The 25,250-nt window shown below is 43.4% G+C and carries 21 protein-coding genes and 1 tRNA gene; 16 read left to right on the forward strand and 6 right to left on the reverse strand.

Annotated features, from left to right (window positions below; translation table 11 throughout):
• Positions 1-2: 2 nt before the first annotated feature.
• The 8 genes from Q4443_RS08545 to Q4443_RS08580 all read left to right on the forward strand — a co-directional run bounded on the left by Q4443_RS08545 (position 3) and on the right by Q4443_RS08580 (position 11,113).
• Positions 3-76, forward strand: a tRNA-Pro gene (locus Q4443_RS08545).
• A 175-nt stretch (positions 77-251) separates the two neighbouring features.
• Positions 252-4,643, forward strand: coding sequence for a PolC-type DNA polymerase III (locus Q4443_RS08550; protein ID WP_049519789.1), 4,392 nt, complete (start codon positions 252-254; stop codon positions 4,641-4,643).
• Between the two features lie 19 nt (positions 4,644-4,662).
• A complete protein-coding gene (locus tag Q4443_RS08555; protein ID WP_049477769.1) occupies positions 4,663-4,815 on the forward strand; it encodes a hypothetical protein in 153 nt (50 codons plus the stop codon).
• 21 nt (positions 4,816-4,836) lie between these two features.
• A complete protein-coding gene (locus Q4443_RS08560; protein ID WP_049519788.1) occupies positions 4,837-6,078 on the forward strand; it encodes an aminopeptidase in 1,242 nt (413 codons plus the stop codon).
• A 9-nt stretch (positions 6,079-6,087) separates the two neighbouring features.
• Complete coding sequence (locus tag Q4443_RS08565; protein ID WP_033605607.1) at positions 6,088-6,318, forward strand: GlsB/YeaQ/YmgE family stress response membrane protein; 231 nt, start codon at positions 6,088-6,090, stop codon at positions 6,316-6,318.
• Positions 6,319-6,550: 232 nt separating this feature from the next.
• A complete protein-coding gene (locus tag Q4443_RS08570; protein ID WP_002879637.1) occupies positions 6,551-7,273 on the forward strand; it encodes a pseudouridine synthase in 723 nt (240 codons plus the stop codon).
• A gap of 110 nt (positions 7,274-7,383) precedes the next feature.
• On the forward strand, positions 7,384-8,718 hold the full coding sequence (pepC, locus tag Q4443_RS08575; protein WP_042903127.1) for an aminopeptidase C: 1,335 nt from the start codon (positions 7,384-7,386) through the stop codon (positions 8,716-8,718).
• Positions 8,719-8,884: 166 nt separating this feature from the next.
• Complete coding sequence (locus Q4443_RS08580; protein ID WP_042903128.1) at positions 8,885-11,113, forward strand: HAD-IC family P-type ATPase; 2,229 nt, start codon at positions 8,885-8,887, stop codon at positions 11,111-11,113.
• 62 nt (positions 11,114-11,175) lie between these two features.
• On the opposite strand, the gene Q4443_RS08585 is transcribed toward Q4443_RS08580, so the two are convergent.
• From Q4443_RS08585 to Q4443_RS08600, 4 genes are all read right to left on the reverse strand, one after another.
• Entirely contained in the window at positions 11,176-12,087 is a 912-nt protein-coding gene (locus Q4443_RS08585) for a PTS system mannose/fructose/sorbose family transporter subunit IID (RefSeq protein WP_049477764.1), read from the reverse strand.
• Positions 12,088-12,101: 14 nt separating this feature from the next.
• Complete coding sequence (locus Q4443_RS08590) at positions 12,102-12,914, reverse strand: PTS mannose/fructose/sorbose transporter subunit IIC (RefSeq protein WP_042903130.1); 813 nt, start codon at positions 12,912-12,914, stop codon at positions 12,102-12,104.
• A gap of 75 nt (positions 12,915-12,989) precedes the next feature.
• Positions 12,990-13,979 carry a PTS sugar transporter subunit IIB gene (locus Q4443_RS08595; RefSeq protein ID WP_042903131.1) on the reverse strand — a complete coding sequence of 330 codons (990 nt, stop codon included), beginning with the start codon at positions 13,977-13,979 and terminating at the stop codon, positions 12,990-12,992.
• Between the two features lie 293 nt (positions 13,980-14,272).
• On the reverse strand, positions 14,273-15,085 hold the full coding sequence (locus tag Q4443_RS08600) for a Cof-type HAD-IIB family hydrolase (RefSeq protein WP_049477763.1): 813 nt from the start codon (positions 15,083-15,085) through the stop codon (positions 14,273-14,275).
• A 187-nt stretch (positions 15,086-15,272) separates the two neighbouring features.
• Between Q4443_RS08600 and Q4443_RS08605 the strand changes: the two genes are divergently transcribed.
• The 7 genes from Q4443_RS08605 (at position 15,273) to Q4443_RS08635 (ending at position 22,616) form a co-directional block, all read left to right on the forward strand.
• Entirely contained in the window at positions 15,273-16,691 is a 1,419-nt protein-coding gene (locus Q4443_RS08605) for an NCS2 family permease (protein WP_049477762.1), read from the forward strand.
• Between the two features lie 53 nt (positions 16,692-16,744).
• Positions 16,745-17,452, forward strand: a complete 708-nt coding sequence (locus Q4443_RS08610) for a CPBP family intramembrane glutamic endopeptidase (protein WP_000653640.1) — start codon at positions 16,745-16,747, stop codon at positions 17,450-17,452.
• Between the two features lie 74 nt (positions 17,453-17,526).
• Positions 17,527-18,501, forward strand: a complete 975-nt coding sequence (gene folP, locus Q4443_RS08615; protein ID WP_268721877.1) for a dihydropteroate synthase — start codon at positions 17,527-17,529, stop codon at positions 18,499-18,501.
• Position 18,502: 1 nt separating this feature from the next.
• Positions 18,503-19,825 (forward strand): folylpolyglutamate synthase/dihydrofolate synthase family protein, encoded by a 1,323-nt coding sequence (locus tag Q4443_RS08620; protein ID WP_084939625.1) that lies wholly within the window; start codon positions 18,503-18,505, stop codon positions 19,823-19,825.
• Positions 19,806-20,360, forward strand: a complete 555-nt coding sequence (gene folE / locus Q4443_RS08625) for a GTP cyclohydrolase I FolE (protein WP_049519785.1) — start codon at positions 19,806-19,808, stop codon at positions 20,358-20,360. Before Q4443_RS08620 ends, folE begins: the two co-directional genes overlap by 20 nt.
• A gap of 158 nt (positions 20,361-20,518) precedes the next feature.
• Entirely contained in the window at positions 20,519-21,340 is an 822-nt protein-coding gene (gene folK, locus Q4443_RS08630) for a 2-amino-4-hydroxy-6-hydroxymethyldihydropteridine diphosphokinase (protein ID WP_303408301.1), read from the forward strand.
• Positions 21,333-22,616, forward strand: a complete 1,284-nt coding sequence (locus Q4443_RS08635; protein ID WP_125414904.1) for a DUF308 domain-containing protein — start codon at positions 21,333-21,335, stop codon at positions 22,614-22,616. Before folK ends, Q4443_RS08635 begins: the two co-directional genes overlap by 8 nt.
• A 50-nt stretch (positions 22,617-22,666) precedes the next feature.
• On the opposite strand, the gene Q4443_RS08640 is transcribed toward Q4443_RS08635, so the two are convergent.
• Complete coding sequence (locus tag Q4443_RS08640; protein WP_000886046.1) at positions 22,667-22,984, reverse strand: DUF960 domain-containing protein; 318 nt, start codon at positions 22,982-22,984, stop codon at positions 22,667-22,669.
• Between the two features lie 204 nt (positions 22,985-23,188).
• Between Q4443_RS08640 and ccpA the strand changes: the two genes are divergently transcribed.
• The gene (gene ccpA / locus Q4443_RS08645; protein WP_001090635.1) at positions 23,189-24,199 is read left to right on the forward strand and encodes a catabolite control protein A; all 1,011 of its coding nucleotides are present in this window, start codon (positions 23,189-23,191) and stop codon (positions 24,197-24,199) included.
• A gap of 53 nt (positions 24,200-24,252) precedes the next feature.
• Here the strand turns inward: ccpA and Q4443_RS08650 are convergent, their stop codons facing one another.
• Positions 24,253-25,215: an asparaginase gene (locus Q4443_RS08650; RefSeq protein WP_007519608.1), complete on the reverse strand. Its 963-nt coding sequence runs from the start codon at positions 25,213-25,215 to the stop codon at positions 24,253-24,255.
• Between the last annotated feature and the right edge of the window lie 35 nt (positions 25,216-25,250).

The raw sequence follows: 25,250 nt of genomic DNA on the forward strand, positions 1-25,250 counted from the left end.
CGCGGGAAGTAGCTCAGCTTGGTAGAGTACTTGGTTTGGGACCAAGGTGTCGCAGGTTCGAATCCTGTCTTCCCGATCGATTACGAGGATACTTTAGGGTATCTTTTTTTATTTACTAAGGAGATTCTGTGAGTCTTCTTTTTTGTTTACGGAACAAATTTGTGTAAACTAGCAGTGCTTAAGGAATGGTACTAGTCATATATTTTCTTTAATTATGGTAAAATAGTAAGAGAATAATGTGAGGAAAATGAATGTCAAGTAAGTTTGAAATTTTAATGAATCAACTGGGAATATCTGATCAATTGAGACGGGACCCTGCTCTTGTTGATGCAAAAATTGAGCGTGTTGTGGTTCATAAAATTAGTAAGATTTGGGAATTTCATTTTGTATTTTCTAATATTTTACCGATTGAAATTTTTTTAGAGTTAAAGAAAGGGCTTAGTGAAGAATTTTCGAAAACAGGCAATCGAGCTGTTTTCGAAATCAAGGCTCTTTCTCAAGAATTCTCTAATGAACTCTTGCAGGCCTACTATAAGGAGGCTTTTTCTGAAGGTCCATGTGCAAGTCAGGGGTTTAAATCTCTTTACCAGAATTTAAACGTCCGTGCGGAAGGAAATCAACTCATTATTGAAGGTTCAGAGGCGATTGATAAGGAGCACTTTAAGAAGAATCATCTTCCTAATTTGGCAAAGCAACTCGAAAAGTTTGGTTTTCCAGCTTTTGTATGCCAAATAGAAAAGAATGATGCTCTTACACAAGAGCAGGAGGAAGCCTTCCATACCGAGAATGAACAGATTGTCCAAGCTGCCAATGAGGAAGCGCTCCGGGCTATGGAGCAATTGGAACAAATGGCTCCTCCTCCAGTAGAAGAGAAGCCAGCCTTTGATTTTCAGGCTAAAAAGGCTATGGCCAAGCCTAAACTAGATAAGGCTGAGGTTACCCAGATGATTGACGTGACGACTGAGGAAAATCGTCTGGTCTTTGAAGGGGTCGTTTTTGATGTGGAGCATAAGGTGACCAGAACTGGTCGCGTTTTGATCAACTTTAAAATGACAGACTACACTTCAAGTTTTTCAATGCAAAAATGGGTTAAGAATGAAGAAGAAGCTCAGAAGTTTGACATCATTAAGAAGAATTCTTGGCTCCGAGTTCGTGGAAATGTGGAGATGAATAATTTCACACGCGATTTGACCATGAACGTGCAGGATGTGCAGGAAGTTGTTCACTATGAGCGGAAGGATTTGATGCCAGAAGGTGAGCGTCGGGTTGAGTTTCATGCTCATACCAACATGTCGACCATGGATGCTCTACCAGAGGTAGAGGAGATCGTTGCGACAGCTGCTAAGTGGGGGCACAAGGCGGTTGCCATCACCGACCATGGAAATGTTCAATCCTTCCCACATGGCTACAAGGCAGCTAAGAAAGCTGGAATCCAGCTGATCTATGGAATGGAAGCCAATATCGTGGAGGACCGTGTCCCTATCGTTTATAACGAAGTGGAGATGGACTTGTCAGAAGCGACCTACGTGGTCTTTGACGTTGAAACGACGGGACTTTCAGCTATCTATAATGACTTGATTCAGGTTGCGGCCTCTAAGATGTATAAGGGGAATGTTATTGCCGAATTTGATGAATTTATCAATCCCGGACATCCATTATCAGCCTTTACTACTGAGTTGACTGGTATTACAGATGATCATGTCAAAAATGCCAAACCACTGGAACAAGTTTTACAAGAATTCCAAGAGTTTTGCAAGGATACAGTCTTAGTAGCCCACAATGCTACCTTTGACGTTGGTTTTATCAATGCCAACTATGAGCGTCATGGTCTGCCTAAGATTAGCCAGCCAGTCATCGATACGCTGGAGTTTGCTAGAAACCTCTATCCTGAGTATAAACGTCATGGTTTGGGGCCTTTGACCAAGCGTTTTGGTGTGGCACTTGAACACCACCACATGGCCAACTACGATGCGGAAGCTACTGGTCGTCTGCTTTTCATCTTTATCAAAGAGGTAGCAGAAAAACATGGTGTGACCGATCTGGCTAGACTCAATATTGATCTAATCAGTCCAGATTCTTATAAAAAAGCTCGGATTAAACATGCGACCATTTATGTCAAGAATCAAGTTGGTTTAAAAAATATTTTTAAGCTGGTTTCTTTGTCTAACACCAAGTATTTTGAAGGGGTGCCACGGATTCCGAGAACGGTTCTAGACGCCCATCGGGAGGGCTTGATTTTGGGGTCGGCTTGCTCGGAGGGTGAAGTTTTTTACGCTGTCGTTTCCCAAGGTGTGGATGCGGCGGTTGAGGTGGCCAAGTATTATGACTTTATCGAGGTCATGCCACCGGCTATCTATGCTCCCTTGATTGCTAAGGAGCAGGTCAAGGATATGGAGGAACTCCAAACTATTATCAAGAGTTTGATAGAGATTGGGGACCGTCTTGGGAAGCCTGTTTTGGCTACGGGAAATGTCCATTATATCGAACCGGAAGAAGAGATTTACCGTGAAATTATCGTCCGTAGTTTGGGCCAGGGGGCTATGATTAACCGAACCATCGGTCATGGTGAACATGCCCAACCAGCTCCTCTTCCGAAAGCTCATTTTCGAACGACTAATGAGATGTTGGATGAATTTGCCTTCTTGGGCGAGGAATTGGCTCGTAAATTGGTTATTGAAAACACCAATGCCTTGGCAGAAATTTTTGAGCCTGTTGAGGTCGTTAAGGGTGACTTGTACACGCCTTTCATCGACAAGGCTGAAGAAACGGTTGCTGAGTTGACCTATAAGAAAGCTTTTGAGATTTATGGCAATCCGCTGCCAGATATCGTTGATTTGCGGATTGAAAAAGAATTAACTTCCATTCTGGGGAATGGATTTGCCGTGATTTATCTGGCATCGCAGATGCTGGTGCAACGTTCCAATGAACGGGGCTACTTGGTTGGTTCTCGTGGGTCTGTTGGGTCCAGTTTTGTTGCGACCATGATTGGGATTACGGAGGTTAATCCTCTCTCTCCTCACTATGTCTGTGGTCAGTGTCAGTACAGCGAGTTTATCACGGATGGTTCTTACGGTTCAGGGTTTGATATGCCCAATAAGGATTGTCCAAACTGTGGTCACAAACTCAGCAAAAATGGACAGGATATTCCTTTCGAGACCTTCCTTGGTTTTGATGGGGACAAGGTTCCCGATATTGACTTGAACTTCTCGGGAGAAGACCAGCCTAGTGCTCACTTGGATGTACGTGATATCTTTGGTGAAGAATATGCCTTCCGTGCAGGAACGGTTGGTACGGTAGCTGCTAAGACTGCCTATGGATTTGTCAAGGGCTATGAGAGAGACTATGGGAAATTTTATCGTGATGCAGAGGTGGAACGTCTTGCCCAAGGTGCTGCCGGTGTCAAGCGGACTACAGGACAACACCCAGGAGGAATCGTTGTTATTCCGAACTACATGGATGTCTACGACTTTACGCCTGTTCAGTATCCAGCAGATGACGTGACGGCTGAATGGCAGACGACTCACTTTAACTTCCATGATATCGATGAGAATGTCCTCAAACTCGATGTACTGGGGCATGATGATCCGACTATGATTCGAAAATTGCAGGACTTGTCTGGGATTGACCCTAATGAAATTCCTATGGATGACGAAGGTGTCATGGCCCTCTTTTCTGGGACGGATGTGCTTGGGGTGACGCCGGAGCAAATCGGTACACCGACGGGGATGCTGGGGATTCCAGAGTTTGGAACCAACTTTGTACGTGGGATGGTAGACGAGACGCATCCGACGACTTTTGCAGAGTTGCTTCAGCTCTCAGGTCTATCCCACGGTACCGATGTGTGGTTGGGAAATGCCCAGGATTTGATCAAGCAAGGGATTGCGGACCTATCAACCGTTATCGGTTGTCGGGACGACATCATGGTTTACCTCATGCATGCGGGTCTCGAACCTAAGATGGCCTTTACCATCATGGAACGGGTGCGTAAAGGTTTGTGGCTGAAGATTTCCGAAGAGGAGCGAAATGGCTACATCGAGGCTATGAAGGCTAATAAGGTACCAGAGTGGTATATCGAATCCTGTGGAAAAATCAAGTATATGTTCCCTAAGGCCCATGCGGCAGCCTACGTTATGATGGCCTTGCGTGTAGCCTACTTCAAGGTTCACCATCCGATTTATTATTACTGTGCTTACTTCTCTATCCGTGCCAAGGCCTTTGATATCAAGACCATGGGTGCCGGCTTGGATGCCATCAAGCGTAGAATGGAAGAGATCGCTGAAAAACGGAAGAATAATGAAGCCTCTAATGTGGAAATTGACCTCTATACAACTCTTGAGATTGTCAATGAAATGTGGGAACGTGGCTTTAAGTTTGGCAAGTTAGACCTCTATCGTAGTGATGCGACAGAGTTCCTCATCGATGGGGATACCCTCATTCCGCCATTTGTAGCAATGGATGGTCTGGGAGAGAACGTTGCCAAGCAGTTGGTACGAGCGCGTGAAGAGGGAGAATTCCTTTCCAAAACAGAACTACGCAAACGTGGTGGCCTCTCATCAACCTTGGTTGAAAAGATGGATGAAATAGGGATTCTGGGCAATATGCCAGAGGATAACCAGTTGAGTTTGTTTGATGAATTTTTCTAAAATATAGGAAGAGGTTTTTATGAAACTTACCATTTCCGCTCAGGATAAGCCAGCGCAAAAGGTGTTTGATTATCAGCTGGATCTTGACCCTGATACGATTTTGAGAATGACCGCTTTGATTTGTGGTACGGTGGCAACGGTTAGCTTGTTGTCCTTATTTAAAGAGAAATAACAAAAGAAAAGGAAGAATAGAATGGTTTTACCAAATTTTAAAGAAAATCTAGAAAAATATGCGAAATTGTTGGTTGCGAATGGAATTAACGTGCAACCTGGTCACACTTTGGCTCTTTCTATCGATGTGGAGCAACGTGAGTTGGCGCATTTGATCGTGAAAGAAGCTTATGCCTTGGGTGCGCATGAGGTTATCGTTCAGTGGACAGATGATGTCATCAACCGTGAGAAATTCCTCCATGCGCCGATGGAGCGTTTGGACAATGTGCCAGAATACAAGATTGCTGAGATGAACTATCTCTTGGAGAACAAGGCTAGCCGTCTCGGTGTCCGTTCATCTGATCCAGGTGCCTTGAACGGAGTGGATGCGGACAAGCTTTCAGCTTCTGCAAAAGCGATGGGACTCGCTATGAAGCCAATGCGTATCGCAACTCAGTCCAACAAGGTTAGCTGGACTGTAGCAGCCGCTGCTGGACTTGAATGGGCTAAGAAAGTCTTTCCAAATGCTGCGAGCGATGAAGAAGCAGTGGACCTTCTTTGGGATCAAATCTTCAAAACTTGCCGTGTCTATGAAGAAGATCCAGTTAAGGCTTGGGAAGAACATGCAGCCATTCTTAAGAGTAAGGCAGAAATGCTCAATAAAGAACAATTCTCAGCCCTTCACTACACAGCTCCAGGGACCGATTTGACACTTGGTTTGCCGAAGAACCACGTTTGGGAATCAGCTGGTGCTATCAATGCACAGGGAGAAGGATTCTTACCAAATATGCCGACAGAAGAAGTCTTTACGGCTCCTGACTTCCGTCGTGCAGAGGGCTATGTAACCTCTACAAAACCACTTAGCTACAACGGAAATATCATCGAAGGCATCAAGGTGACCTTTGAAAATGGTCAAATCGTCGATATTTCAGCTGAGAAGGGTGATCAGGTCATGAAGGACCTTGTCTTTGAAAATGCGGGTGCGCGTGCCTTGGGTGAATGTGCCTTGGTACCAGATCCAAGCCCAATTTCTCAGTCAGGCATTACCTTCTTCAACACGCTTTTCGATGAGAATGCTTCAAACCACTTGGCTATCGGTGCAGCCTATGCGACTAGCGTTGTTGGTGGAGCGGAGATGAGCGAAGAAGAGCTGGAAGCTGCAGGACTCAACCGTTCAGACGTTCACGTTGACTTTATGATTGGTTCGAACCAAATGGATATCGATGGTATCCGTGAGGATGGAACACGCGTACCACTCTTCCGCAATGGAGATTGGGCAATTTAAGGAGAAACTATGATTGGAAGTATGTTTGTCGGTCTTTTGATCGGACTATTAGCTGGAGCTATCACCAATCGTGGAGAACGGATGGGATGCTTTGGGAAAATGTTCCTGGGTTGGATTGGTGCTTCTTTGGGTCACCTACTTTTTGGAACTTGGGGGCCAAACCTAGCGGGGATAGCTATTGTTCCAGCTGTTTTGGGTGCTATGGTTGTCTTAGCTATTTTCTGGAGACGAGGAAGTTAAGTTCTTAAATCTGATACTCAATGAAAATCAAAGAGCAAACTAGGAAACTAGCCGCAGGCTGCTCAAAGCACTGCTTTGCGGTTATAGATAGAACTGACGAAGTCAGCTCAAAACACTGTTTTGAGGTTGTAGATGGAAGTTGACGCGGTTTGAAGAGATTTTTGAAGAGTATGAAAAGAAAAGGAGGTTGGTCATTGTACCAGCCTCCTTTTGAGTATGATATAATAGTTCTATGAGATTAGATAAATTTTTAGTTGCCTGTGCTGTGGGGAGTCGGACAGAAGTCAAAAACTTGCTCAAGGCTGGGCGCGTGACGGTAAATGGTAAAAAAGAAAAGTCAGCTAAACTGCAGATTAATGAAGAAAGAGATGAGATTCGCTTTGATGGCCAAGTGCTAGAGTATGAAGAGTTTGTCTACTACATGATGAACAAGCCCCAAGGAGTCATTTCAGCAACTGAAGATACCAAACATAGAACAGTTTTAGACTTGTTAGATGACTATGCTCGCGCCAAGGAAGTTTTTCCTGTCGGGCGCTTGGATATTGACACGCATGGTCTTCTGCTCTTGACCAATGACGGTCAGCTGGCCCATGCCCTTCTTTCACCCAAACGTCATGTGGATAAGACCTATTTGGCTCAAGTCGAAGGCATCATGAGCCAAGAAGATGTGGATACATTTGCCAAGGGCATTTCGCTCAAGGACTTTACCTGCCAGCCAGCTAAATTGGAGCTTGTGTCGGTAGATTCAGTAAAGAATCAAAGTCTGGTTCGTGTGACCATTGCTGAAGGGAAGTTTCATCAGGTTAAACGCATGGTAGCATACTGTGGTAAGGAAGTCGTGGACTTGCAACGTTTGACGATGGGAACTTTAGTTTTGGATGAGAACTTAGAACGAGGAGAATGGCGTCGCCTGACCAGGGAGGAGTTAGAGAATCTCCTTGCTAGTATTGCTTAGTTTGGATTATGTTAGAAAAGGTGAGGGAGAATGTCCTTGCCTTTTTCGTTTTTCAGTTGCTTCATTTGTGAAAAGAGTTATAATAGACAGTAGAATAAAAGGAGGAATCTATGAACGCGATTCAAGAATCATTTACAGATAAACTTTTTGCCAACTATGAAGCAAATGTCAAATACCAAGCGATCGAAAATGCTGCCAGCCATAACGGAATTTTTGCAGCCCTAGAACGTCGCCAAAGCCATGTAGACAATACACCTGTTTTCTCATTGGATTTGACCAAGGACAAGGTTACTAACCAGAAAGCGTCTGGTCGTTGCTGGATGTTTGCAGCTCTCAACACCTTCCGTCACAAACTCATCTCTCAATACAAACTGGAAAACTTTGAGTTGTCACAAGCCCACACTTTCTTCTGGGACAAGTACGAGAAATCCAACTGGTTCTTGGAGCAAGTCATTGCGACTGCAGACCAAGAATTGACGAGCCGTAAGGTTAGCTTCCTACTCCAAACTCCACAACAAGACGGTGGACAGTGGGATATGGTCGTGGCCCTCTTTGAGAAATACGGTGTCGTTCCTAAGTCTGTTTATCCTGAGTCTGTTTCTTCTAGCAGTAGCCGTGAGCTCAATGCCATCCTCAACAAATTGCTTCGTCAAGATGCCCAAATCTTGCGTGACTTGCTCGCTTCTGGTGCAGACCAAGCGACTGTTCAAGCCAAGAAAGAAGACCTCTTGCAAGAAATCTTTAACTTCCTTGCTATGTCACTAGGTCTTCCACCACGTCAGTTTGACTTTGCTTATCGCGATAAGGATGATAACTACCAAAGTGAAAAGGGTATCACACCACAAGAGTTTTACAAGAAATATGTCAATCTTCCTCTGGAAGATTATGTTTCGGTTATCAATGCTCCAACTGCTGACAAACCTTACGGTAAATCTTACACAGTTGAGATGTTGGGAAATGTCGTTGGTAGTCGTGCAGTTCGCTACATCAACGTTCCAATGGAGCGCTTGAAAGAATTGGCGATTGCCCAAATGCAAACAGGAGAAACTGTTTGGTTTGGTTCAGATGTCGGCCAGCTCAGCAACCGCAAAGCCGGAATCCTTGCGACAGATGTTTATGACTTTGAATCAAGCATGGATATCCAACTCACTCAAGACAAAGCTGGACGTTTGGACTACAGCGAAAGTTTGATGACCCACGCCATGGTCTTGACAGGTGTGGACTTGGACGAAAATGGTAAGTCAACCAAGTGGAAGGTTGAAAACTCATGGGGAGACAAGGTCGGCACAGATGGTTACTTCGTCGCCTCAGACGCTTGGATGGATGAATACACTTACCAAATCGTTGTCCGTAAGGAATTGCTGACAGCAGAAGAACAAGCTGCTTATGAAGCAGAACCAATCGTACTTGCACCATGGGATCCAATGGGTGCCTTGGCAGAATAAAAGCATAGAAAAAAGAGGTTAGGGAAATCCTAGCCTCTTTTTTAAGTCCTTCTTAAAGTGATGATGGATGATGCTTGCCAAGGGAGTTCTTCTTATTTTGAGTCTTTAAGTGACAGAGAAAAAGATATGTGTTACTATAGTGGTACAAAAGGATATCGGAGTAGAAATGAAGTATTTAAGTAGCCAAGACATCAAGGATCGTCAACGAAATATCAGCGACATTAAACCCTACAAAACAACCAAGGAAATCGTCGTTTCAAATATCTTTACCTTCTTTAATGCCATGAACTTGGCTCTGGCAGTTCTGGTAGCCACAACCTTGCGATTTGAAAATATGCTCTTTTTAGGTGTGATTGCTATCAATACAGCCATTGGGATTTTCCAAGAAGTGCGTTCAAAAAATGCTCTAGAAAAGCTAAGTTTGCTTGGTAAAAGTAAGTACAGAGTCAACCGAGATGGCCAAACGATTGAGATTGATCCAGAGGACATCGTTCTGGGTGAGTACCTGTATCTCAATCTGGGTGATCAGGTGCCTGTCGATGCAGAAGTACTTGAAGGAAATATTGAAGTGGATGAGTCTTTGCTGACTGGTGAGAGTGATTCTGTCTTTAAAACGGTTGGTGACCAGCTGATGAGCGGAAGCAATGTCGTTAGCGGTACTTGTCTGGTTACGGCAACGGCGGTCGGACCCGATAGTTATATCAACAAACTCGCAAAATCCAGCAAGGAATTCAAAAAATACCCTTCTCAACTACGCGATTACATGGATAAGATTTTAAAAATCGTCTCGATCTTGCTGGTGCCAGTTGCCATTCTGCTCTATGTCAGAGGTTTTAGTCTAGGACGGTCTTATGTTGAAATTGTATTGGGAAGTTCAGGTGCCTTGGTCGGCATGATTCCGGAGGGGTTGATTCTCCTGGTCAGTGTATCTCTTGCGGTAGCGGCCATGAAGTTGGCTAAAAAGAAGGTTCTGGTGCAGGAGCTATACTGTGTAGAGACCTTGGCGCGAGTAGATGTTCTTTGTTTTGATAAGACAGGTACCATCACGACGGGGAATATGAAGGTCCAAGAAATGGATGCCAATGTAGCAGAGAAACTATCTTCTTATCTAGCTTATTTTGAGGATGAAAATGCGACGTCGCGGGCTCTGAAAACTTACTTAACCTGTGAGAAAAAGTGGGAAGTTCAAGAAGTCGGTGCCTTTTCAAGCAAAAACAAGTATTCCTTTGTCCAAGTAAAAGAGGGTGGGACCTATTTCTTCGGTGCTTATGAATTTCTAGGCTTTACCCAGCCGATGGATGCCTACTATGAACATCTGAAGCAGCAAGGTTTTCGAATCTTGACACTTGCCCATAGTAAGGACCACATCACGAGTCCAGCCAATATGGAACTACTAGGGCACGTCATTTTGTCAGATGAGATTAAGGACAATACCAAGGAAACCTTTGACTATTTCGAATCTCAAGGTGTTGAAGTGAAGATTATCAGTGGTGATAATCATGTGGCTGTGTATGGGGTGGCTCGTAAGGCAGGTTTTAAGGAAGAAGCCCGTGCGATTGATATGACCAAGGTGAGCGATGATGACTTTGAAAGAGTGGTCTTGGAACACGAAATATTTGGTCGTGTGACACCTGAACAGAAGCAAAAGATGGTATCTATTTTGCAAAATGCTGGTAAAACAGTTGCCATGAGTGGCGACGGGGTCAATGATGTTCTGGCTCTCAAGAAAGCAGATATCAGCTTTGCTATGAAGGGAGCAACGAGTGCAGCCAAAAGTGTATCCAATATTGTTTTTCTCACTGATGACTTTGCAGTATTTTATGATATCTTGATGGAAGGACGCCGGGTCATCAATAACATCCAAAAGGTAGCCTCTCTCTTTCTAACAAAGACCTTCTTCTCCGTCGTGTTTGCCATTTTGAGTGTGGTATTTGGTTTGGAATTCGCCTTTATCCCTATTCAGTTTACAATCATTTCAGCTATTACGATTGGGATTCCATCTTTCTTCCTAACTTTTGAGTCCAATAAAGAAAAGGTCAGCACACATTTTATGCGAGATATTTTGACCAATGCTGCGATTGGTGGTAGCATTCTGGTTGCTAGTGTACTCTTGACGAACTTCTTTATCACTGTCTCAGGTCAAGTCAAATTTATTTGCTTCCTCCTTGCTTTGATCAATGGTCTGTGTCTAGTTGCCAAGGTCAGCATTCCCTTTAATCGATACAAGCTGGTCTTGCTCGCATTTTTGAGCCTTGCAGCCCTTGTTGGCGTACTTGCCAATACATTTATCCTGCAAGGAACTTTTGTACCTCTAGAAACCACCCAAGTCGTCTATGTAGCCATCCTAGCAGTGGTGATTGGGGGCTTGCATTATCTGACTAGAAGAAAAAGTTGATACACAAAAAGAATCAGGTTTAATCCTGATTCTTTTTTTATTTATATTCTCGATAGCTTGGATTACATGATACCGAAGAAACGAGCTGCGATACCTACTGCAAAGAGAGCAAGGATGATTGCGATTGGTGATACTTTTTTCTTAAGCAACCACATGCAAAGGAAAGTAAGGAGAAGTCCCATCAATCCTGGAATCAATGAGTCCAACTGACCTTGAAGAGTTTGTGGTTGAATCTTATCTAGGCTCAATCCGCTGAGTGCTTGACCAAGGATTCCCTTCAATTCTCCACCTGTTACAGCACCTTCTGGGAAGTTGATGTAAGCACCTTCAGCCAATTGTTTACCTGGAAGGTTGACAGTAAAGTTGATAGATACCCAACGTTGTACAAGAACGGCAAGGATGAACATACCAAGGATAGATGCTCCTTTGGTGATGTCTTTCAAGATACCACCAGACATGTCTTTAGTGATTTCAGATCCAGCTTTGTAACCGAACTCTTGTGTATACCATAGGAAGGCCATACGGATAGCATTCCATCCAAAGAAGAAGAGAAGGGGACCAACAATGTTACCAGATGCAGCAAGTGATGCACCAAGGGCTCCAAGGATAGGACGAACTGTAAACCAGAATACTGGGTCACCGATACCAGCAAGAGGTCCCATCATACCGATTTTAACCCCTTGGATAGCCGCGTCATCGATTTCTACACCGTTAGCGCGCTCTTCTTCAAGTGCAAGAGTAACCCCCATGATAGGAGCAGCTACGTATGGGTGAGTGTTGAAGAACTCAAGGTGACGCTCAAGAGCAGCCGCTTGGTCTTCTTTTTTAGTGTACAATTTTTTGATAGCTGGGATCAATGAGTAAGCCCAACCCAAGTTTTGCATACGTTCGTAGTTCCAAGAACCTTGAAGGAATTGTGAACGCCACCAAACTTTTTGACGATCTGATTTTGATAATTGAATTTTTTCAGCCATGATTGATCCCCTTTCTAGTAGTCTTCTAGGATATCACCGATTGGGTCGTTAGAAGTCGCAGCTCCGCCGCCACCGTTTCCACCTTGTTTTGTAAGGTTAAGGTAGATGAAGGCAAGGGCAACACCGATGACACCAAGGGCAATCAAAGTCAATTGAGAGATTGCTGCAAGAGCAAAACCGATAGCGAAGAATGGCCATACTTCACGAGTTGCCATCATGTTGATAACCATAGCATAACCTACGGCAACGACCATAGCACCACCGACAGCCATACCACCGTTCAACCAGTCTGGCATCAAACCAAGAGCGTCTTGAACAGCAGAAGCTGGGATAGCGATAAGGAAGGCAGCAGGGATTGCAATACGAAGACCTTGAAGAAGAAGTGCAACAAAGTGAGCACGTTCAACAGCCGCAATATTTCCGTCTTTAGCAGCAGCGTCAGCAGTGTGAACCAAGGCAACTGAGATTGTACGAACAATCATAGTCAAGAAAAGTCCAGCTACGGCAAGAGGGATAGCTGTTGCCGTAGCAACGGCGATACCTTCAGTAGTAAAGTTACCACCTTTGATCAAGATGATTGCTGCCGCAACAGATGCAAGAGCAGCGTCAGGAGCTACGGCAGCTCCGATGTTTGCCCAACCAAGGGCAATCATTTGAAGTGATCCACCAAGCATAACACCTGCTTCGAGGTTACCAGTTGCAAGTCCGATAAGGGTACATGCGACGATTGGTTGATGGAATTGGAATTGGTCGAGGATACCTTCAAGACCTGCAAGGAAGGCAACAACTACAACCAAGATAGCAGAAATGATTGAAATATCTGACATGGTTTTATTCCTTTTCTATTTAGTTTTAATAAAGTATTTAATCCTGTTTTCAAAAATGATAGAAACAGATTAAAATTATTGAACGTTTGCTTTCTTAATCAAGTCAAACAAATCTTTTTTCGTGTCGTTTGGTACTTTACGTACGTCAAATTCAACACCGAGGTCACGCATTTTTTCAAAGGTTGCAACGTCTTCTTTGTCCATAGACAAAACGTTGTTAATCATTGTTTTACCTGTTGAGTGAGCCATAGAACCAACGTTAAGAGTCTTGATTGGCACGCCACCTTCGATTGCACGAAGTGCATCTTGTGGTGTTTCAAACAAGATAAGGGCATGAGTGTCACCGAAACGTGGGTCTTTTGCAACGTCAATCAATTTTTGAATTGGAACAACGTTGGCTTTTACTCCGTTTGGAGCTGCTTGTTTAATCAATTCTTTACGCAAGTCGTCGTTAGCAACGTTATCTGAAGCAACGATGATACGGTTTGCTTTTGAATCTGGAGTCCAAGCAGTCGCAACCTGACCGTGAAGTAGACGAGTGTCTAGACGAGCAAGGTTGATTTTCAGTTTACCGTCACCGATAACAGTTCCTTCTGGAATAGCAGCTTGTGCGGCAGGAGCAGCTGCAGCAGTTGCAACTTCCTCAACTGGGTTAAGCTCTTCTGGAAGAGCCTTGATGCCATCTTTGGCTTCTTTAATGATATTCGCAGCGACTTTATCCACACCTGCATTCGCGTCCATAAGGCGCTCTGTGTAGGCTTGGATCAACATCGGCAAGTTCAGTCCTGTGATGATGGCAAACTTACGTTCTGGATTTTCTCCCATTACGCGGCTAGCTTGGTTGAATGGAGATCCACTCCAAAGGTCAGCCAATACTAGAACCTCATCTTCTGCGTCAAATGCAGCCACAGCGTTGTTGAATTTAGCGTAAAGGTCATCTGGACCTTCATTTGGCATAAAGGTTACAACTTGAACCTTTTCTTGTTCACCAAAGATCATAGATCCTGACTGATGAATACCCGCAGCAAATTCGCCGTGGCTCGCAATAATGATTCCGATACTCATTATTGTCATTCCTCCTTATAAAATGTTTGACTATATGTTTAAGAAAACTTTAAGCCTAACTTTAAGTATAAACCGTTTTCATATAAAAATCAACTACTTTTTCTAAAAAAATGTAAAAGTTTTCATAGAATGACTTTTTAAAAATATTAATATATCAATGTTTTTGGGAGATAAATGAAAATGGTAATGGAAAATTTAATATAAAAATACAGAAAATAAGTCGCTTTTGTGAAAACAAAATGAAAACAAAATGAAAACAAAAAGGAAAGATTGCGACCATGCAATCTTCCCTTTTATAGGAATAAATTTTGTAAAGCGTGGGCAACTCCATCTTCTTCGTTGGTCAGAGGAAGTTGTTCGTCTGCATATGGAAGAAGAGCAGGATTGGCGTTTTTCATAGCATATCCCTTGCTTGCAAATGCCAACATTTCAGTGTCATTATGCTCATCACCAAAGGCGATTAAGTCTTTTTTATCACGATTCATCACATTGAGCAAGTACTCTAGAGCAAAGGCCTTGTTTACACCCTTGGGAGTACACTCGAGGATGTTGAGGGGACCGCCCCATGTATTGATAGCTAGTTGGTGCTGATAAAAACGATTCATTTCGTCCGCTAAAGCGTATTTGTCTTCAGCCCTTGTTTGCAAGAGGATGCAGTTGGGATCTTTGGTTACTCGTTCAGGTTTGAATTGATTTTCTGGCCGGAAGTTCTCTACGCCAAATAGTTTAGGATCTGCAATTTCTTCATTCGGTGTCGTGATATAGAATTTTTTTCGATATTCTCCTGCAATAAAATCAGCCTGGATGTCCTCCGTGCGTTTGACCATGTCTAGGAGGTATTTTTTGTCCAAGGTCAAGCACTTTTCATGCGCCCAAGCCTGTCCTGGTAGATGGGTAAGGGAACCATTAAAGTTAATCATGGGAGTATGCAATTCTAGCTCACGGTAGAAATCTTTTGCCATACGATACGGACGTCCCGTCGTGATGATAACATGGTGTCCTTTTTCTGAAATTTTTTTGATCGTCTCTTTGGTGAAATCGGAGAGCTTGCTTTCACTATTCAGCAGGGTTCCGTCCAAATCGACTGCGATAATTTTGTTAGTCATATAAACCTTCCTAGTCGTTTCCAGATAAGATGTCTTCTATTATATCAAAAAGAAGGAAGAAAAGCAGATAAGAACAAAAACTACAGTTGCTTTGATTTATTAAATAAATCAAACAAACATATTGAAAAGGTGAATGATAAATGATATAATACTCATATTGTTCGTAAAAAACAAAAGGAGATTAAAAATGGACAAACTATTTAAACTAAAAGAGCACGGGACAGATGTCCGTACAGAGGTGCTTGCTGGTTTAACAACATTCTTTGCAATGAGTTATATTCTCTTTGTAAACCCTCAAATGCTTTCCCAAACAGGTATGCCTGTTCAAGGTGTGTTCTTGGCAACGATTATCGGTTCTGTAGTCGGTACTTTGATGATGGCTTTCTATGCTAATTTGCCCTACGCACAAGCACCAGGTATGGGATTGAATGCCTTCTTCACATTTACAGTTGTATTTGGGATGGGCTATACTTGGAAAGAAGCTCTTGGTATGGTCTTCATTTGTGGAATTATTTCACTGATTATTACCTTGACAAATGTTCGTAAAATGATCATCGAATCTATTCCAACAACACTTCGTTCAGCTATTTCGGCTGGTATTGGTGTTTTCCTTGCCTATGTTGGAATTAAGAATGCTGGTCTCTTGAAATTCTCAATCGATCCAGGTACTTATACGGTAGCAGGTGAAGGAGCAGACAAGGCTCAAGCTGCACTTACTGCAAACTCAGCAGCTGTTCCAGGCTTGGTAGACTTCAATACTCCAGCCGTATTGGTGGCTCTTGCAGGTTTGGCTATTACCATCTTCTTTGTTGTTAAAGGCATCAAAGGTGGAATTATTCTTTCTATCTTAACAACGACTGTCCTTGCCATTGCTGTTGGTGTTGTGAATTTGTCAGGGATTGACTTTGCTAGCAACAATCTTTCAGCAGCGGTTAATGATTTAGGAACTTTGTTTGGTGCTGCTCTGGGTTCAGAAGGTTTAGGATCTTTGATTTCAAACACTTCGCGTTTACCAGAAACCTTGATGGCTATTCTTGCCTTCTCACTAACGGATATTTTTGATACAATCGGTACTCTTATCGGTACTGGTGAAAAAGTTGGTATTGTTGCGACAAGTGGGGAAAACCATGAGTCCGCTAAATTGGACAAGGCTCTATACTCTGACTTGGTGGCAACTTCGGTAGGTGCCATTGCAGGTACTTCAAACGTTACGACCTATGTTGAATCTGCGGCTGGTATCGGTGCTGGTGGACGTACTGGTTTGACAGCCCTAGTGGTTGCGATCTGTTTTGCTCTATCTAGCTTCTTTAGCCCACTTCTAGCGATTGTTCCGACAGCTGCAACAGCACCAATTTTGATCATCGTCGGAATCATGATGCTTTCTAACTTGAAAAATATCCCTTGGGATGATATGGCTGAAGCGGTTCCTGCCTTCTTCACATCTATCTTTATGGGATTCAGCTACTCTATCACACAAGGGATTGCTGTTGGTTTCTTGACATATACCTTGACAAAAGTTGTCAAAGGTCAAGCCAAGGATGTGCACGTGATGATTTGGATTTTGGATGCCTTGTTTATCCTTAACTATATCAGTATGGCGCTATAAATGGTATAATAGAAAAAGGGGAGTCTCCCCTTTTTCTTATAAGGAGGTACATCATGAAAGATAAGACGATTTGGCAAGAGGTTTTAAACAGAGGGAAATGGGTGATCATCCTTTTGGTAGCTTTTGTTCTATCTCAATTTCCCATAGGACTTGCTTTGTTTTTAGCAAACAAACAGTTTCCGATTTTACAGTCAGGGCTCTTAGTAGGTGCTCTATCCATAGTCGTTTTGATTGTATTCATTATTGGTGCACGAAAAACACAACTTGCTACTTTTAATCTATCCTTTTTTAAGGCAAAAGACTTGGCTCGCTTGGTACTGAGTTATCTGGTGATTTTTGCGACAAATCTCTTGGGTTCACTACTGCTTCGACTAACAAATGAGGCAACAACCAGTAACCAATCAATACTGAATGGTTTGGTTCAGAATAGTTCCTTGATTTCAACTTTCTTCCTACTAGTCTTGATTGCGCCGATTTGTGAAGAAATTTTGTGTCGTGGGATTATTCCAAAAAAGATCTTCCGCGGAAAAGAAAAACTAGGTTTTATTGTTGGTGCAATCGTCTTTGCCTTGCTTCATATGCCAACCAATCTACCTTCTGTGATTATTTATGGAGGAATGTCAACGGTTTTGACTTGGACAGCCTATAAGACTGAGCGTTTGGAGATGTCCATTTTGCTTCATATGATTCTCAATGGTATTGCATTTTGTTTGTTGGCCTTATTGGTATTGATTAGTAGAAATCTAGGTCTATCATTCTAAACCATTAGCCGCTTGGAAAAGATGAATACTAGCGTATCCATCTTTTTCTTTTTATGGTAAAATAGAGAGATAATATGGTAGAGAACCTTAAGGGAGTAACCGTTATGTCCAATAAAGTCAACCACGGAAAAACAGCTATTTGTGGAATTATCAATGTAACACCAGATTCTTTTTCGGATGGTGGGCAGTTTTTTGCTCTTGAGCAGGCGCTCCAGCAAGCTCGTAAATTGATAGCAGAAGGAGCGAGCATGCTAGATATCGGTGGAGAATCGACTCGGCCGGGCAGTAGCTATGTTGAGATAGAAGAGGAAATCCAGCGTGTTGTTCCAGTGATTAAAGCTATCCGTGAGGAAAGTGATGTTCTCATTTCCATTGATACTTGGAAAAGTCAGGTGGCAGAGGCTGCTTTGGCTGCTGGTGCCAATCTGGTCAATGATATCACGGGTCTCATGGGAGATGAGAGAATGGCGGATGTGGTTGCTAAAGCTGGAGCGGAAGTGGTTATCATGTTTAATCCAGTTATGGCTCGTCCTCTGCACCCTAGTTCACTCATATTTCCTCATTTTGGTTTTAGACAAGCTTTTACAGAAGAAGAGTTAGCTGACTTTGAAAAAGTGCCAATCGAAAACTTGATGGAGGCTTTCTTTGAACATGCTCTAGCGAGAGCGAACCAAGCTGGAATTGCAAGAGAAAATATTCTGCTGGATCCAGGGATTGGCTTTGGTCTGACCAAGAAGGAAAATCTACTCCTTCTACGGGATCTAGATAAACTACACCAGCAAGGCTATCCGATTTTTCTTGGAGTTTCGCGTAAGCGATTTGTCATCAATATCCTAGAAGAAAATGGCTTTGAAGTTAATCCTGGGACCGAACTTGGTTTCCGCAATCGAGACACAGCTTCTGCTCATGTAACCAGTATCGCTGTGAGACAGGGTGTGGAAGTGGTGCGCGTGCATGATGTTGCCAGTCACAGGATGGCAGTTGAAATTGCCTCTGCTATCCGTTTGGCAGATGATGCAGAAAATCTAGATTTAAAACAATATAAGTAAGATGAACGAAATTGAAAACAATCAGTGGATTGCCCACTACCGGACGGACCAACCGCATTTTGGCTTGGAACGCATGGTAGAACTCCTAGCTCTGCGAGGCAATCCCCATCTCAAACTCAAGGTCATCCATATCGGAGGGACCAACGGCAAGGGGTCTACCATTGCTTTTTTGAAAAAGATGCTGGAAAACCTAGGGCTGAGAGTTGGGGTGTTCAACTCGCCCTATCTCATTCATTATACGGATCAGATTAGCATTAATGGGGAATCCATTCCCGAGGCTAGGCTAGAAGCCCTCATGGCAGACTATCAGTCTTTGCTTGAGGGGGAATCTGCTACCAATTTGCAGGGGACAACCGAATTTGAGATTATCACAGCTCTAGCTTATGATTACTTTGCCTCAGAGCAAGTAGATGTGGCTATCATGGAAGTCGGCATGGGTGGTCTTTTGGATAGTACTAATGTTTGCCAGCCAATTTTAACAGGAATTACGACCATTGGACTGGATCATGTGGCCCTACTTGGTGATACCTTGGAAGCCATAGCAGAGCAGAAGGCTGGTATTATCAAACAAGGTATTCCCTTAGTGACAGGTCATATTGTTCCTGAAGCCTTGACTGTTATTGACCGCATTGCGGAAGGGAAAGAAGCACTGAGAATACAATATGGGAAAGATTATCAGGTCAGTCACCAAAAGAGTGTGGTGACAGGCGAAATCTTTGACTATATTAGTTCTGTCAGACAAGGTCGCTTTCAAACAGGTCTGCTTGGCTTGCACCAGATAGAAAATGCGGGGATGGCGCTTGCCCTCCTAGACACTTATTGCCAGGAGGCTGGACGAGAATTAGCAAGTAATGACTTGGTTGCTCAAGCTTTGAAAGAAACCAGATGGCCAGGACGTTTGGAGGTCGTGTATAGCGACCCACTGTTGCTTTTGGATGGGGCCCACAATCCCCATGCTATCAAGGTTTTACTAGCAACCTTACAAGACCGCTTTGCGGATTATCATAAGGAAATCCTCTTTACCTGCATCAAAACCAAGGCTTTGGAGGATATGCTGGATTTGCTAGAAACGGTGCCAGATAGTCAATTGACTTTAACCCATTTTGACGATAGTCGGGCGACTGATAAAAGCGTGCTGAAAGAGACAGCCAAGTCTAGAAATCTCAATTACCAAAGTTGGCAGGATTTTCTAGAGCAGAAATTGACAGATAAAAATGAAGAGAAACAAACAGTTAGGATTGTCACAGGTTCCTTGTATTTCTTGAGCCAAGTGAGAGCCTATCTGATGGAGAGGAAGAATGAGAATGGATACACAAAAGATTGAAGCAGCTGTAAAAATGATTATCGAGGCTGTTGGTGAGGACGCTAACCGCGAGGGCTTGCAGGAAACACCTGCTCGTGTAGCCCGTATGTACCAAGAGATTTTTTCAGGTCTTGGCCAAACTGCTGAGGAACACCTGTCAAAATCCTTTGAGATTATCGACGATAATATGGTTGTAGAAAAGGATATCTTTTTCCACACCATGTGTGAGCACCACTTCTTGCCCTTTTATGGTAAGGCGCATATTGCCTACATTCCAGATGGCCGTGTGGCAGGCTTGTCCAAGCTAGCCCGTACGGTTGAAGTTTATTCTAAAAAACCACAGATTCAAGAACGGTTGAATATTGAAGTGGCCGATGCCTTGATGGACTATCTGGGGGCTAAGGGAGCCTTTGTTGTCATTGAGGCCGAGCATATGTGTATGAGCATGCGTGGTGTCAGAAAGCCAGGCACGGCCACCTTGACGACAGTAGCGCGAGGTGTATTTGAAACAGATAAAGACCTCCGAGACCAGGCTTATCGTTTAATGGGACTATAATACCCTTCGAAAATCAAATTCAAACCACGTCAGCTTCCATCTGCAACCTCAAAACAGTGTTTTGAGCAGCCTGCGGCTAGCTTCCTAGTTTGCACTTTGATTTTCATTGAGTATAAAAAGAATCCGCTTCATGCGGATTTTTCTAGAAAGGACTAGTTATGGATCAACTGCAGATTAAAGATTTGGAAATTTTTGCCTATCATGGTCTTTTCTCTAGTGAGAAGGAATTGGGGCAGAAGTTTGTTATTTCCGCAAGCTTATCTTATGATATGACCAAGGCGGCTACAGAATTGGATTTGACAGCTTCTGTCCATTACGGAGAACTGTGTCAGCAGTGGACGACCTGGTTTCAGGAAAGCACGGAGGATTTGATTGAAACGGTAGCCTACAAACTAGTTGAACGTACCTTTGAGACCTATCCTCTTGTCCAAGAGATTGAGTTGGAACTAAAAAAACCTTGGGCTCCAGTGCATTTGCCATTGGATACCTGCTCGGTGACCATTCGCCGTCGTAAGCAGCGAGCCTTTATCGCCCTAGGAAGTAATATGGGAGACAAGAAAGCGAACTTGGAACAAGCTATTGATAAACTGCGGACTCGAGGTATCCATATTCTCAAAGAGTCCAGTGTCTTGGCGACGGAGCCTTGGGGTGGTGTGGAACAAGATAGCTTTGCCAATCAGGTGATTGAAGTAGAAACCTGGCTACCAGCACCAGTCTTGTTAGAAACATTGTTAGCCATTGAGTCAGAAATGGGACGGGTTAGAGAAGTGCATTGGGGGCCTCGCTTGATTGATTTGGACCTACTCTTTATGGAGGACCAGATTATTTACACAGACGAGCTCATATTGCCTCATCCTTATATAGCAGAACGCCTCTTTGTTCTTGAGCCGTTAGTGGAAATAGCTCCCCATTTTATCCATCCAATCTTAAAACAACCAATTCGTTACTTGGTTGACCAGTTGGAGCAAGGAAATGCCTAAGTTTTCTGAAACCTATAGCAAGTGGAAGAGTATCGGGGAGGGACTACTTGCTATTGTTTTAGGGCTTCTCTTGATCCGATTTGGACAAGTTATTCCGAGAATGGGATACCAGTTGCTGATGGGTTACTTTTCCTTGTCAGCGGTTTGGCACTTGTTGACTCGCTGGTTTCAGGATAAAAAACGTCGGGAAAATATCTTTGTAACCTTGGGCAAGCTGGCGGTTGCGGCTCTGGTGTTTGACTCTATCATCTTGCAAGACCTTGCCCTCTATCTCCTAGTCTTTATCATTGCGAGCTACCAGCTGTTTACGGGCATCATTAGTCTTGTGACTTGGTCTCTCTATCGAAAAAATGCTATTCATCCTCGGCTCCATCATCTCTTCGATGCTGTATGGATGATAGGATTCGGGCTTTATAGCATCTCTCCGTTTCACGATGCAGCGAATTTTGAATTGCTCTTGCTTGGGTTTTACTTGCTCATGCTAGGAGCCAGTAGCCTCCGGGACGGTTTCTTTTTTGAAAGGATAGAAAACAATCCCAAGCTAAAACGACGAATGCGAATGACTTTGCCGATCTTTGTGACGGCTTTGATCCCTATCAGCACCTTGCGCAAATTGAATGAGTGGCTGTCAAATCATGAAAGTCAAGAAGGGGAAGTTCATTCAGAAAGAAAAAACGATCAGGTAGTTGATCTGGAAATTTTTATTCATACCTCAGAAACCTCTTTCTTCCTTGCCATGGGGCATGTGGATATTTGCTATCAAGGGACGGTTATTTCCTATGGCTCGTATGATCCTCACTCGGAGCGCTTATTCGGCATGGTTGGAGACGGTGTCTTGTTTAAAGCCAATCGGGAAAAATACATCGAACTCTGCAAGAGGGAAAGTCAGAAGACCTTGTTTGCTTATGGTCTGAGTTTGACGGACCAACAGAAAGCAGCCATCCAAGCTCGTCTAGCAGAGATAGAAGACTTGTTAATTCCTTGGGAACCAAGTTCGCAGTTGATGAAAAGAAGAGAGGGTGAGATCAAGCACACCTACTCCTACCAACTGAAAGAGGAAGCAGATGCTACCCTCTATAAATTCAGCTCATCCGAGTTTAAGACCTACTTTGTTCTCAGTACCAATTGTGTTTTGCTGGCAGACTCTATCGTAGGAAAAGCTGGGACAGATATATTGAGTCCCCAGGGATTCATTGTGCCAGGGACTTATCAGGATTACCTTGACTTAGAGTATACAAAACCAAACGGTCTAGTAGTTAGTCGATCCATTTATTAGAAAAAGAAAACTCTAGTTCCTCAGAAGTTTACGCCGAGAAGCTAGAGTTTTTAAAATAGGTCATTTTCTTCTGGAAGGAGGATGGTTTCTCTGCCGTCCATATCTAAAACAAGGACCCTAGGAGGATAAAGCGGATCGAAAGGATGATTGAAGTCAAAATCGATGCTAGTCGGAAGGTGCTGACTCGAGAAATGGAAGGTGATGGTCCCCTTATTGTTGAGCAGTTGAAACTCAAGTTCTTCTTCTAATTCAAAGACATTTTTCAGGAAATGATCAATAATATACCATAAAGAGTCAATGACATCGTCAGGCAGGCTGGTCACGACACCAAAGCTAGCGGAACGTCTCTGTGTATTTGTAAAAGCCATGTTTTCCTCCCCCTTTTATTTTCCTTATCATACAGCAAAATGTCTTAAAAATCAAGAAATCCTACTCGCTTTTTCAAAATGGGAATAAACTGTGAAATTTTTTCAAAGTTTCTCTAAAAAATACTTGAAAGTGTTTACAATAAGTGATAAAATGGAGTAAGTAGATGCGTGAAAGCGAAATTTTCATTATAGAAAGGAAACGGAATGAACACAGATGATACAGTAACGATTTATGACGTCGCCCGTGAAGCAGGAGTTTCGATGGCAACAGTTAGCCGTGTCGTTAATGGCAACAAGAATGTTAAAGAGAACACTCGAAAAAAAGTCCTAGAAGTGATTGATCGCTTGGACTATCGTCCAAATGCGGTAGCCCGTGGTTTAGCTAGCAAGAAAACAACGACAGTCGGAGTTGTGATTCCGAACATTACCAATGGCTATTTCTCAACACTTGCTAAGGGGATTGACGACATTGCTGAAATGTACAAGTATAACATTGTCCTTGCAAATAGTGATGAGGATGATGAAAAGGAAGTTTCAGTGGTCAACACTCTTTTTTCAAAACAAGTCGATGGGATTATCTTTATGGGCTATCACTTGACTGAAAAGATTCGTTCAGAGTTTTCTCGTTCACGGACACCGGTTGTTCTTGCTGGTACTGTGGATGTAGAACACCAACTTCCAAGTGTCAATATCGACTACAAACAAGCAACGATTGATGCTGTAAGCTACCTTCTCAAAGAAAATGAGAAAATTGCTTTTGTGAGTGGACCACTCGTCGATGATATCAATGGCAAGGTTCGTTTGATTGGTTATAAGGAAGCCTTGAAAAAAGCTGGACATTCTTATAGCGAGGGCTTGGTCTTCGAATCAAAATACAGCTATGACGATGGCTATGCCTTGGCAGAACGCTTGATTTCATCACAAGCTACAGCCGCAGTTGTAACAGGTGATGAATTGGCTGCGGGTGTGTTGAATGGTTTGGCTGACCACGGTGTGTCTGTGCCAGAAGAGTTTGAAATCATTACGACAGATGACTCTCAGATTGCACGATTCACTCGTCCAAACTTGACGACTATTGCCCAACCTCTTTATGACTTAGGTGCTATCAGCATGCGTATGTTGACGAAGATTATGCATAAGGAAGAGTTGGAAGAACGTGAAGTTCTCTTGCCTCATGGTTTGACAGAACGTCGCTCTACACGAAAACGTAAATAGAAAAAATCAGGGAATCGTGAAGATTTCCTGATTTTGTGTTCTAGAGAAGAGGATTAGCCTTCCATATAGTCTTTCAAAGCTTGTCCTTTTAGTCCAGCATTAAGGGCAATTAATAATTTGAGGCGCGCTTTTTGAGCGTTGAGTTCTTTGACAAAGAAAACACCAGCTCGTTGCAACTGCACTCCTCCACCTTGGTAGGCGTAGACAGGTTCAGCAATGCCATTAAAGCACCGTGAGACCAGGGCGACTGGGATTCCTTTCTGGAGAAGATTTTCCAACTTTTGAGCTGTTTCTTTGGGAACATTGCCTGCTCCAAAAGCCTGAATGACTAAGCCATCCAGCTGTTCCAAGTCTAACATATCGATCAGCTCGTCTGTCATACCGGCATAGGCTGAGATGATGGGAACTAGACCTTGAATATGCTCAAGATCAAAGCGGACACGAGGTTCAGCCGTTTTAAAGTAGAGGATTTCTTGCTTCATGATGAGGCCAAGTGGTCCATGTGTTGGGGTTTGAAAGGTGCTGACGTTGGTCGTATGAGTTTTGGTAACATACTTGGCTGCATGAATCTCGTCGTTCATGACGACCAGCACACCCTTGTCGGCTGCTTTATCATCGCTGGCAACTCGTAAAGCGCTCAGATAGTTGTAAACACCGTCGCTACCAAGTTCGTTTGAACTACGCATGGCCCCGGTTAGAACGATGGGGATGGGCGGGATTTTCATGGTATCAAGGAAGTAGGCTGTTTCTTCTAAGGTATCTGTACCATGTGTGATGACAACTCCATCGTAGTTATCAGCTTCCTCTTTAATCTTATGATAGAGTGCAAGCATATGCTTGGGTTTGATATGAGGGCTTGGCAGATTAAAAAAGTCTAGGGCATGAACCTCAATCCCTTCAAGCGGATTGGAAACATGGTTCATGGGATTGTCCTGGCTAGTTACAACGGCACCAGTGGCATCTGCTTGCATGGAAATAGTCCCACCTGTATGTAAAACAAGGATTTTCTTAGGCATGATTTAGTCACTCTTTCTGAAATGTGGTATAATCA

This window comes from Streptococcus sp. GP0011, assembly GCF_030546305.1.
Taxonomy (GTDB): domain Bacteria; phylum Bacillota; class Bacilli; order Lactobacillales; family Streptococcaceae; genus Streptococcus.